9 protein-coding genes are annotated in these 12,534 nt (G+C 40.9%); 3 read left to right on the forward strand and 6 right to left on the reverse strand.

Annotation, left to right across the window (positions count from 1 at the left end; translation table 11 throughout):
* Positions 1-118: 118 nt before the first annotated feature.
* A complete protein-coding gene (locus ACU696_RS07825; protein ID WP_209101917.1) occupies positions 119-1,294 on the reverse strand; it encodes a tyrosine-type recombinase/integrase in 1,176 nt (391 codons plus the stop codon).
* 286 nt (positions 1,295-1,580) lie between these two features.
* Between ACU696_RS07825 and ACU696_RS07830 the strand changes: the two genes are divergently transcribed.
* On the forward strand, positions 1,581-1,763 hold the full coding sequence (locus ACU696_RS07830; RefSeq protein WP_245211128.1) for a hypothetical protein: 183 nt from the start codon (positions 1,581-1,583) through the stop codon (positions 1,761-1,763).
* A gap of 99 nt (positions 1,764-1,862) precedes the next feature.
* Here the strand turns inward: ACU696_RS07830 and torD are convergent, their stop codons facing one another.
* From torD to torC, 3 genes are read right to left on the reverse strand one after another with little or no spacing between them, the layout of a single operon-like run.
* Positions 1,863-2,477, reverse strand: coding sequence for a molecular chaperone TorD (gene torD / locus ACU696_RS07835; protein ID WP_196723736.1), 615 nt, complete (start codon positions 2,475-2,477; stop codon positions 1,863-1,865).
* Positions 2,474-5,020, reverse strand: a complete 2,547-nt coding sequence (gene torA, locus ACU696_RS07840) for a trimethylamine-N-oxide reductase TorA (protein WP_109912735.1) — start codon at positions 5,018-5,020, stop codon at positions 2,474-2,476. The genes torD and torA overlap by 4 nt, the downstream gene beginning before the upstream one ends.
* Positions 5,010-6,188 (reverse strand): pentaheme c-type cytochrome TorC, encoded by a 1,179-nt coding sequence (gene torC, locus ACU696_RS07845; protein WP_036958495.1) that lies wholly within the window; start codon positions 6,186-6,188, stop codon positions 5,010-5,012. The genes torA and torC overlap by 11 nt, the downstream gene beginning before the upstream one ends.
* A 136-nt stretch (positions 6,189-6,324) precedes the next feature.
* On the opposite strand from torC, the gene torR reads away from it, so the two are divergent.
* Positions 6,325-7,026, forward strand: a complete 702-nt coding sequence (gene torR, locus ACU696_RS07850; protein WP_004913440.1) for a two-component system response regulator TorR — start codon at positions 6,325-6,327, stop codon at positions 7,024-7,026.
* Here torR and torT read toward each other — a convergent pair.
* Positions 6,999-8,021: a TMAO reductase system periplasmic protein TorT gene (torT, locus tag ACU696_RS07855; RefSeq protein ID WP_414602275.1), complete on the reverse strand. Its 1,023-nt coding sequence runs from the start codon at positions 8,019-8,021 to the stop codon at positions 6,999-7,001. The two genes, torR and torT, sit on opposite strands and share 28 nt — an antisense overlap.
* A 93-nt stretch (positions 8,022-8,114) precedes the next feature.
* Between torT and torS the strand changes: the two genes are divergently transcribed.
* Positions 8,115-10,868 (forward strand): TMAO reductase system sensor histidine kinase/response regulator TorS, encoded by a 2,754-nt coding sequence (torS, locus tag ACU696_RS07860; protein WP_196723735.1) that lies wholly within the window; start codon positions 8,115-8,117, stop codon positions 10,866-10,868.
* A 70-nt stretch (positions 10,869-10,938) separates the two neighbouring features.
* Here torS and cfa read toward each other — a convergent pair whose 3' ends face one another.
* Positions 10,939-12,102 (reverse strand): cyclopropane fatty acyl phospholipid synthase, encoded by a 1,164-nt coding sequence (cfa, locus tag ACU696_RS07865; protein WP_109912732.1) that lies wholly within the window; start codon positions 12,100-12,102, stop codon positions 10,939-10,941.
* Positions 12,103-12,534: the final 432 nt, after the last annotated feature.

The raw sequence follows: 12,534 nt of genomic DNA on the forward strand, positions 1-12,534 counted from the left end.
CGAGTAATCCAGTACTGAAAGGTTAGGTGCTAATATAGTACCTAACCTTTGTTTTCAATGTATTATGTGAATGTTCATGTGCTGATGGTAAAAACTTAGCTATGTTGGAACAACATGGCTAAGTTCGGTCAATTGCTTCTTTCATCAGTAAAATAGGCTCTTTCCCTCGATATATTCTATCAGTAATAGTTTTACTACTATGCCCTAATATATTAAACCTCACATGATCTGGAAGGTCTGATATATCTCTTAGCCTATCACTCATGGCATATCGATAATCATGTGGACTATGTTTTTCATTAATCTTTTTAAATAGATTTGCTACAGCATTTGATACTGAATTATGAACTTTCCATGGAAATACAGGTTTAACATCCATAATTCCATTTTGAAGTAAATCTTTATGAATTGGTATATTTCTTATACTACTTGAATTTTTAATTCTCTTACTATTCTTATCATTTACACTTATACAAGCAATCTTTTTCTCCTTATCTATAATGTATATATAATCTAGTTCTGTTAGCTGTATACATTCTGTCACCCTCATACCTGTATAATATAGTACCTGCAAAAGCCACCAAAAATGAGATTTATGTTCTATAAGCTCAAGTGCTTTTTTGTGTGATTCACAAGAAACTGAGATTTTTGGGTTAACTTTTTTAATTTTTTTATATCCCATACCACTAAAAGGATTTTTAGAAATATAATCTCTTTTACCGGCAGCAAAGCTAAAAAGAGCTGATACTTTTTTAAACATGGATTGACTAGAAAATTCAGAATTATACTTATTCTTTAAGGAATTTTTAAAACTAGCTACCTTTGATTTGTCAAATGACTCAATATCAGTATCACCATATAGGCTAATTAAGTAATCAACCGCTGCTTTATTACTTTTAAATGTTAATGGCCTCCATTCAGATTTCATTTCGGTATACCATTCATCAGCAATTTGGCTAATTTTATGTCCTTTAGCTTGAAAGCGGCTATCATTCTGCTGTCTATTAGGCAAATTCCCGCTATTAATCCAATAAATGTAGTTTGCCTCTAAATGGATCTCTTCTTCGATGAACATATCTCGCTCATTCATTAAATGTCCCCTTATCTCATCAAAATCAATACATTCTTTTTTTAATCGATGAAAAGTACTAAGTAGAATTTTTGAACGTTTATGAGCGATCTGTAGATCTCTAGTTCTCAAGTCAAATCGAATTAGCTTTCCTACATATGACTTTTGCCAAATATAATAACCACGAGAATTACATGAAATATACATGAAATGTACATGTGCCATTGGTGCCCCTTGATTTACCATCAGCACATGAACATTCACATAATACATTGAAAACAAAGGTTAGGTACTATATTAGCACCTAACCTTTCAGTACTGGATTACTCGTCTTCGGGATGAATTCCAACAAGTACTCCCTCTCTTGGCGAAGGCACTCAATAAACATTATAATAGTGATAACGACATCATAACTATCCTAAATTATTTGTTTATTGCCTTGGACTCCCATAATTTTGAACAAGTTATTCAAGTTTTAGGTGAACAAACAGAAAAGCATAAGGAGACAATCATGAATATTGCGCAACGATTGCAAGATAAAGGACGGCAAGAAGGGTTGCAAGAGGGATTTAAAAAAGGCAAAGAAGAGGCAAATATAGCAACTGCACGGAATCTTTTGGAGCAAGGAGTTAGTATCGAGATAATAATGAAAAGCACTGGGTTGAGCCGTGAAAAACTTATTTCTTTACAGTAACTCAGGTGTTATGACTCAGATTTAAAAGGGATATTATTTATCAATATCCCTTTATTTAATAATAGTTGAATAATATATAAATTATTTAAATGGCATCTACTAGGTTTGCTTATCCCATTGAACTAGTGCTAACGACAGTTGACTCAAAGCGGCATAAAAACCAAACTCATCATACCGTTGGCAATTTTGGCTAAATATTGGTAGCCATTGCAGTAAAAGTGACAAGGTTTTTAGGCGCAATTGCCTTACTTTTTCTTGGTCCAAATGGGCTTCATTTAATGAAAAATGTAAGTGACTTAATAGCTCTAAAAAAATTGAAATATGATCAGAAGGCTCTCTAAATGCCTCATTAGTTTCCATTCCAGCCTCGGCTAATAAGTACTTAATTTGTTCATTACCTTGCTCACAGTTTGGATAAACTGAGGCGTAAGGTAAAGCTGATTGCTTATCAGACATTAAAAATAAGCTACAGAAGTCGGCGGCTAATTCGAGTTGTGCATCATTTCGCATTATTAGCGCTTGGACTTTTGTTTTAACTGCTTGAATTGGCAAAGTTAGAACGGGTTCCTGCTCGACAGTCGTAAACCAATCCATCATCTCGCTAGATTGAAGTTGCACTAATGTTGCACTATCTAGTTCACGTGAGAACAATTGTGCTAGCCATGCATAAATACACGCTATTCGTTCTGGTGCAAAAGTGCTTTGTTTTGTCATTTATTCACCTGTGATGCAGGAACATATTCACACTGAGCAACCATTTCAATTGGCCCATCGAATGCATTCACGTTATCCACTTGTCCTGTATATTTTTCTATCTCTACTAAGGTTGTATGTGCGCTGGTGGCTTGCGCTAATTGAGAGGTTCCAATATCAAGCGTCAATACGTTTGGGTTTCCGTATTTGCACAGCGCATTGATTTCTCCGCCCTTAGTCGGGTCATACCAAGCTCCCTCATGGATACGGGCAACGCCTTTTGTGTATAGGTCTGAAACCACGGCTCCCGCTAACACTTGCCCTCGGTCGTTGAAAACGCGAACGATATCACCATTTTGTATACCCCTAGCTTTCGCATCTTGAGGACTAATAAAGACCGGTTCTTTGCCACTAACGGAATAATATTGACGTAATACAGGGGACTCGCACAGTTGTGAGTGTAAGCGAAAATCGGGATGTGCAGATTGCAAATGTAATGGCCATTTTTTTGAACCTGGACCACCATGAGAGCGTTCTGCTTTTTCGAACCACATTGGGTGGCCTTGGCAATCATCATATTGCATGTCGGCAATAGTTTTTGAGTAAATTTCAATTAAACCACTCGGTGTTCCTAATGGTTCTAAGTCGGGATCTTCTCTAAATGCTTGATGACGAACAAACATTTGTGGATGCTCAAATTCTACATAACCGTCTTTTTCCCAGAAGACATCGAAGGAGGGTAGATGAATACCACGGCCTTTCCCCTGCTGGCTGCCTTCTTGCCAAATACGTTTTAGCCAGCCCATTTCGTCCAAACCTTCAGTAAAGGCTTCTTCACGACCAAAACGGCGGCATAGGTCGCGTAAAATATCGAAGTCATTGCGTGACTCAAATTGCGGTTCAACGAGTTGTTTCATTGCAATAATGCCACGATTTGAATGGTTACCGTATTGGTCAAGGTCATTACGTTCAAATTGCGTGGTTGCCGGTAATACGATATCGGCAAAGCGGCAAGTGGATGTCCATTGATTATCGATAGAAACAACCGTTTCAAGCTTGCGCCAACCTTCAATAATACGGTTAATTTGTTGGTGGCGGTGGAATGGATTGGTTCCGGCAAATACGCACATTTTTAGTGGCGGTAATTTAACCGCTTTACCATTCCAGTTGATTGTTTTTCCGGGCTCTAAAATCGCATCAATAAAACGAGCAATAGGAATGGTGCTGCTGTAGCCTTTGTAGTCATTGTTATCATGAATGGGGGGCACTTTAGTTGAGCCAGAAAAACCACTTAAAATAATTCCCTGACGGCTAGGGGTTCCTGCTCCATTGTAGTGCCAACCGAAGCCAAATCCTCCACCCGGTAAGCCAATTTGACCTAACATCGCAGCTAAAACAACAATCATCCATGACCATTGTTCACCATGTTGCATGCGTTGAACGCACCAACCTGCAATGATTTGGGTGCGATCTGCTGCCATTTGGCGAGCTAAAGCTTGGATTGTATCGGCATCAATACCACAAATTTCAGCTGCCCATTGTGCATCTTTGGGTTGCCCATCCGTTTTTCCCATTAAGTAGGGAACAAATTGCTCGAAACCGACACAATATTCTTTTAAGAAGGTTTTATCATGTAAGTCTTCAATGTAAAGCGTGTGGGCGATGGCTAATTGTAGTGGTACATCCGCTTGCGGGTTAATCGCAATATGTTGAACATTGGCACGCCCAAGGTAATCATGCGTTGAGGTGATTATAGGGTCAATACTGATGACTTTTATCTCACCGTTAGCGGCTTTTTCTTTCAATTGTTCATAATATTCATAAACGTCATGATCAGGGCACCACCAGTTAGCTTGTTGATTTTTAATCAGGTCAGAGCCCCACAACACAATGGTTTTACTATTTTTGAGGACTAACGGCCAAGAGGTTTGTTGTTCATAAACCTCCATCGACCCAACAACTCGAGGTAAAATTACTTGTGCAGCCCCTGTTGAGTAATCTCCGCCAGTACTGACACTATTGCCATGCAGCGCAATGGCGCGAGCTAACATACCTGAAGCGTTGTGAAGCATCCCTGTCGATTGCCAACCATTTGCAGTGAGTAATCCACTTGGTCCATAGGTTGTTTGAACACGTTCTAATTCTTGATAGAACAAATCAAGGGCTTCATCCCAAGAAACACGTACGAAGCGGTTATCACCTCGTTGTGAGGTATCACTTAAATGGCGTTTACGTAGCCAATCAACACGTACCATTGGATAACGAATACGGGCAGTACCATGAACATGGTCAGGTAACCCTGCAATCATTTTGGATGGAAATTTATCGTGTTCAAAGGGCTTGGCTTCGATAAAGCGACCATCAACCACAGTAGCGCGGATTGCACCCCAGTGCGACCCTGTCAGAATGCCTTCTTGTACCACCGCAGTTTGTTCACCAGCCGTTGCAGCGCTAGCCTTACGTGGTGTTAAGAGGGAAGGGCCTAACATACCCGCAACAGTGAGCCCGCCAAGCTGGAACAAAAAGCGTCGACGAGAAGCTTGAAAAGTTGGATTATTTTTCATTCTGTACTCCGTTATCACCGTGTGAAGATCCTGCGGTATCAGATGCATTCATTTGTAAGTATTTCAGTAAGGTGCGCTCTTCTCGCTTATCTAAACTGGTAAAGCCAATCATACCGTTTAATGTGCCTATCCAACCGTTAGCATCAAAGTGAGCAATATCTGGCGCGCCATGGCATTGATTACAGGAGCCGTTATATAAAGAGTCTGCATAAGCCCATATCGGTTTGATATCATTGACCATATCGCCTTGCTGCATCCAGGCGGTCGCTTGCAATTTGCTCCATGAGGTATCTGTTGCAGCGACGACGGTACTCTCTAAATTTTTCACATTTTCTTGAACATCACCGCGTATAGAAGCAACGAAAATTCGTTTACCAGGGAATTCGGATAGGACTCGTTGGCGGCCATCAGTTTCTGTCCACCCAGTGATTTCAACTTGTAGCCAATCGCCATCACGTTTTAGGACTTTCACCTCTGAGGCAGGAAGTAACGAACCAGCAGGGTCTTTATCCCCTTTATTTGCATAAATAGGTTTAATATCAAGTGAATACAGAATATCTGAATCACTATTTGCTTTCGCGCGCAGCTCATCGAATTGTTTACGAAAACCGCTGCTCATATCAGGTAATTGGTGGGCAATTCCTTTGTGGCAGTCAATGCAGGATTGATTCTCTTTCGCAGCGATTTGCATCTGGCGAGCCGCTTCTGGATTTTGCTTGGCGTGATCCATCGAGTCGTAATCATGACAAGAGCGGCAAGTGGCCGAATTGTTCTCTTTCATGCGAGCCCATTCACGTTCTGCAAGTTCGGCGCGTTTGGCTTCAAATTTTTCAGGGGTATCTATCGAATGAGCAATAAATGTTTGATAAATATCATTGCTTGCTTCGAGTTTCCGTTTAATCATGCCTGGAAGGTCGGAGGGAATATGGCAGTCATGGCATTCTGCACGTACCCCAGAGGCATTTTGGAAATGCACGGATTGCTTATATTCTTCGTAAACGGGTTCCATGCTATGGCAACTGACACAAAACTCGGTGGTGCTAGTCACTTTCATCCCAACATGGGGTACAACGATTAACGCAACACCCACTGCAATCCCGACAACGATTAACGTAAGCATTGACCAACGAGCACTTGGTTTTCGCAACGCTCTCCAGAGTTTCCGCATAATAGCCCCTGTAATTATATGGTTTAATACAGGCGATCTTATTGAGTTAATATGAATAGCGGTACTAGTCAGGATGAACAGCTTACGGCAAGATATGGGTAAATATGAACAGATATGAACAGAAGAGAGTATATCAATGACATCACATCATATTGTGGTTGTTGAAGACGAACCCGTTACTCAGGCGCGTTTACAGGCTTACTTTGAGCAAGAAGGATATCGTGTTTCTGTTACGGGGAATGGTGCAGGTTTACGCGAAATTATGGATCAGCAAGTAGTTGACTTGATTCTGTTGGATATTAATTTACCGGATGAAAATGGGTTAATGTTAACAAGGGCGCTACGTGAGCGTTTTACAGTAGGAATTATTTTAGTCACAGGCCGTTGTGACCAAATTGACCGTATTGTGGGTTTAGAAATGGGAGCAGATGATTACGTTACTAAACCTTTGGAACTCAGGGAGCTCGTTGTTCGTGTCAAAAATTTACTTTGGCGAATTGATCTTGCTAAACCATCACAAACCCAGGTTGTTTCTCAAGATAATTGCTATCAGTTCGCTGGCTATTGCCTAAATGTTTCGATGCATACGCTCGAATTTAAGCATCAAGCAATCAAACTCACTCGTGCTGAATATGAAATGCTAGTGGCTTTTGTTACAAACCCACGGGAGATTCTAACCCGAGAACGTCTTTTACGTATGTTATCAGCCCGTCGAGTTGATCACCCTGATTTACGCACGGTAGATGTACTTATTCGCCGTTTACGCCACAAGATTAATGCTGATTTATTAGTGACTCAGCATGGTGAAGGTTATTTTTTAGCCGCCGATGTATACTGATATACGGGCCTAAATCCTCCTGGAGATAATGAATTACGTAAGTGTTCACTATCTGCATTTTGTTGAGTAAGCACTAAAATTGGCGGGCTTATATTGTTTGGAACTGGCTGCTTTTGTAATACTTTGATGGCTTGTTCAATGACTAGCTCACCTTGCCAAACCATTTGGTCGCTAGCTGCCATAATTATTCGGCCTCTTTTTAAGCCGCGATAGACTTGATGTGATAAGTAAAAAGAAACAATATTCAATGGTTTTGTTAAGTTACGGCCTTCACCCATTGCGGCTTCAGCGGCGATAGCTGTGCCAACGACGACATCAATATCTGGGCTACGCTCTAGCATTTCATGTAATAAATTGCGTTGAACTTCAATGTCGTTATCCCCTTGTGCAACATCCACAATTTGTACATGGCTACCCGCAATAGCCTCTCTGAATCCTTGTTCCATTTCAAGGCTACCGCCAGCATTTAATGGCCCAGGCATAAGTAACACTTTCAATGGCTTACCTTGGCTCCATTGCACTAAATAGCGTCCCGGCTGATAGCCCATTTGAAACCAAGGTACACCCACGCGGGTTTTAACTGTTTTATCGTGTGTCGCGTTGATGACTTCAATGACAGGCGTATTTCCTACCAGTTGGCTCAGGTTTGGAAAGGCTGTAGTGCTACTGCCCAGTAAAATGGCATCTGCTCCCCACTGTTGGCATTGCGTAATTTGCTTTTGCTGAGTGGCTAGCTGGTTATATCCGCCAGCTTCTAATACATTTAGGTCAATACTATAGCTTTTGGCTGCTTTTTGCATACCATAATTAATTGATAACCAATAAGAATCTTTTAAGCTAGGATAAAGCGCACACAATTTCCATGTTTTTGTAGCGGTAATGGGATTATGTGGTTGGGAGGTAAAGTGTAGTGTATCACTCCACTGAATGAGTGAACTATTCTGCGCCATTGCTAGGCTCAGTAATGAGTAAAATGTGAACAGTAGTAAAATCAATACACGCATGATAGCCTCACAAACCAGAAACCTTTATCCTAAATGCTTTCTTGCAGTTAACTCAACCATTTTAATTTTTAGGCTAACTAAACCGTGAATTTATCACTAACTAGACGATTGTGGATGGGCTTTGCGCTGATGGCAGTATTGACCTTTATCAGCACCCTTGTGGGGTGGTACAACTTACGTTTTGTTAGCCAAGTTGAACAGGCCAATACCGAGGCTTTGATTCCAACCATGAATATGGCAAGGCAATTGAGTGAAGCAAGTGCTTGGGAGCTATTTTCTGCGCAGAATCTCACCAATGCAGATAGCGAAAGTATTTGGTTAGCGCAAGGACGGATGTTAACGGCACAAAGCCTTAAAATCACTAATTTGCTGAAAACATTACGGGAACAAGGCTTCAACACACAAGATATAGAACAACAAGAAAAAGAAATCGCTCAATCATTAAGCCAACAAGGTGAATTAGTTGGCCAGCGGTTAAAACTGCGCACTGAGCAACAACAGTTAAGGCAACATATCATCGCTGCGGCGGGTGATATCGCCCAAAAAGCGCATGGCCAAGCCAATAATGCAGCGACCTCCGCTGGTGCAACGCAGGTGAGTATTTATGACCTAATCGAGCGAAAACAAGGGGAACAAGCACAGCAAGCCCTTGATCAACTTATTGATATTGATCTTGAATATGCTAGCCAAATGAATGAGCTGCGATTAAGCGCTATGCGCGTACAGCAAATGGTACTTAATTTAGGTTCAAACCAACCCAATCGTAATATGGCAGAATTAGAAAATCAGCTGAATTCTGCAGTCAAAATCTTACAACGTCGGCAAAAATATATTGAAGACCCTGCCGTGAGAAGCCAGGTAGAAAATGCCTTAAATAGCGTTAAGCGTTATACCGAGTTAATTACGTTGTATCGCCAAGATAACGACATCACAACTCGTTTACAGATTTTATCGCAAAATAATATTGACCAATTTGCACGTTTTAGTAGTGAAGTAGCTCAATTAGTTGACATCATTGAACTTCGTAACCAAACCGCATTGGGGCAACTTAAACAAGCCAGTGAACGGGGGCAAAATTGGTTGTTAGCATTAAGTATTGTTTCATTACTCTCATTGATTTTGATCCTTTGGCGAGTGGTTTACCGCTTAGTGACAAAGCCGTTGGCACAGCAAACCCAAGCGCTTCAGCGCTTGCTTGAGGGCGATATTGACTCTGCATTTCCTGAAACCGCAGGCGTGAAAGAGCTTGATACGATTGGCCGTTTAATGGATGCATTTCGTGCGAGTGTCCATGCTTTAAATAATCAGCGTGAACAACTAGCGGACCAAGTCAAAGTGAGAACGGCAGAACTGCGGGTGATGGTTGTTGAGCACCGCAAAGCTCGCGCTGAAGCAGAAAAAGCCAATCAGGCAAAATCGGCATTTTTGGCGGCAATGAGCCATGAAATTCGCACGCCACTTTATGGAATTTTGGGGACAGCGCAATTGCTATTAGAAAATAAAGCGCTTAATCAATATCATGATGATTTATATGCAATTACGGATTCAGGTGAATCCTTATTAGCTATTTTAAATGACATTTTGGATTACTCTGCTATTGAAGCAGGGGGACAAAATGTTTCTATCAATGAGGAACCTTTCGAGCCCAAGCCATTATTGGAAAGTACCTTGTATTTAATGAATGCCAGTAATAAAAATCATGCCATTCAGTTAGTTGCTGATATTGCAGATGATTTACCTACTGCCTTACAAGGGGACCCGCTCCGGATCCGGCAAATTATCACGAATTTACTCAGTAATGCACTACGTTTCACTCAGCAGGGGCGGATTACTTTGCGTAGTTGCCGTTATGGCAAATATTGGTTTATTGAAGTGGAAGACACCGGGTGTGGCATTGATAACTCGCGATTTACTGATATTTTTAAGCCATTTGTGCAAGTCGATAGCCAGCGGGGTGGAACAGGGCTTGGGCTGACAATTAGTGCAAGTTTAGCACAAGCGATGGGCGGTGAACTGACGGTTAGTAGCCAGTTAGGGAGTGGAAGCTGTTTTCGTTTAACATTACCGTTATCTATCGCCTCGCATCCAGTTAGTAAATCGGCGGATCTACCATCAGACATGCGAGGCGTACATTTATTACTCATAGAAGACAACCCATTGACTCAGAAAATAAGTGGAGAAATGTTAACCCGCAGTGGGGCACAGGTAACCATCGTTGGTTCTGCGGCCGAAGCATTAGCTGCTTTACAAACTGGGCAAAAATTTACGGCAGCATTGGTGGATTTTGGTTTACCTGATATCGATGGGATCACCTTGGCTAAACAAATAGCGAAAGCCTACCCCGCATTGGTTTTGATTGGTTTTAGTGCTCATGTGATTGATGAAACATTGCACCAACGGACGAGTCAAGTTTTTCGCGGTATCATTCAAAAACCAGTACCAAGAGATAGGTTAAACCAGTTGATCGTTAAATATATTTCAGGCGGTGAGTATACGTTGTCCGATTCTAGTGTTCAGGAAAAATTTGTAGATTTGCAACAGCTTATTAGTGATGCTGAATTAATGGGGCTCTCAAAAATTCGTGAATGGGTGAGTATTTTTAAACAGCATTCCCTGCCGCTAATCGACCAAATTGATATTGCACGAGCAGAAAATAACACAGAACAAATAAAACGCCTTGCTCACCAGTTAAAAAGCAGTTGTGCTAGTTTAGGAATGCAAAGTGCAGTACAAAGCTGTGCATTATTAGAGCAGCAGCCAATGGCGGATACTCAACTGAAAAATGATATACAGCAAGGCTTACAGGCTATTGAGCAATGGTTGAATAGAGCGCATTGATTCTTCAAATAGCCAGTAAGGTTCATTTAGCTGCTTTTTATCTGTTGAAGACCATGTTCAGGGCTAAGATTTAGCGCGCAACACGCAGGCCACCGCTCACACCTTGTGGGCTCCACAGTATTTGCCATAATTGGATATCTCGTGCTCTAAATGCACCAGCGCAAGCATTTAAATAATAAGAAAACATGCGTTTGAAACGAGGCGTATAATTATGTTCGAGCTCAGGCCAAGCGGCTTGAAAACGGGAATACCATGCCATGAGAGTATGGTCATAATCAGCACCAAAATTATGCCAATCCTCCATGACCAGTTTGCCTTCGCTGGCTTCGCCAATATTTTGCACAGAAGGTAGGCAGCCGTTTGGAAAAATATATTTATTAGTCCATGGGTCAACATTCACTTTATTTTGATTAGAACCAATGGTGTGAAGTAAAAACAAACCGTTAGCTTTTAGGTTGCGTTGAATAACATCAAAGTAAGTCGCATAATTTTTAGGGCCGACATGCTCAAACATACCTACAGAGACAATACGGTCAAATTGGTCGTTAAGATTCCGATAATCTTCTAATTTAATATCAACATCTAAGCCTGCACAGCGAGCTTGAGCATATTTTTGTTGCTCAGCGGAAATAGTGACACCCGTAACAGAAACCCCAAAGTTTTTTGCTGCATAGGCAGCGAGTCCCCCCCAGCCACAGCCGATATCAAGTAATCGCATACCGGGTTTTAATTGCAGTTTTTCGCAGATTAAATTTAATTTTTGTTCTTGCGCGAGAGGAAGGTTTTCAGGAACCGTTTCTAAACCTTTCCAGTAGCCACAAGAATATTGCATATAAGGGTCGAGCATCAGGGAAAACAAGTCATTTCCGAGGTCGTAATGTTCTTTTCCAACAATACGAGCACGTTTTAGGGTTTGTAAATTGCGAACACGTGCGACAGCAATTTTCAGTGTATCACTGAAATTGTGAGGTATTTTTTTATCGAGTTTATGGCGTAAGACATATTGGAAAAATATATCTAAACGCTCGCAATCCCACCAACCATCCATATAGCTTTCACCTAATCCTATTGAGCCGTGTTGTAGCACTCGTTTAAAGAAATGGGGGTTGTGTACCTGGATATCGAAAGGGCGGGAGCCATTAATTTTAATGCCAGCTTCACTCAATAATTCAGTAGCAATGCGTTGCCAAGAGTCGATAGTGGTTTTTTGGTTAACGACTTGTTCAGTACTCATCTGATCTCCAATTTTTATCAAAGTGGGATTCAGAGAACTTTATTTGTGACGTATTCGTGGTACAGCAAAACAGGAATATTGACCACCGCTGCACGACAGTCAGTGTATTAGCGTTATTGTTGCTATAAATAAAGCTCAAATCCAGTTTCAGATAACTCTATAAAAAATATAAAACGTTCATATTGAATTTCAATAGAAATTGCACTTAATACTTAGAAATGGCACTTATAACCAAAAAAAGAGTTCTTATAAGACAATTATTTGCTCATCAAAGCTTTTCAAGCTCTTCAATGAGTATTGGAATAAGTCTAGTATATAGAAATGACATTTGTGTGAAAAAAAACGTTATTTGTTGCTTTTTATCTGATTAAGATTGGTTTTTTGGGCTGATTTTATTGAAATTAATGATGAGGCGTAGAGCAAATGGCTCAC

The sequence above is a fragment of the Providencia sp. PROV_01 genome (genome assembly GCF_053098325.1).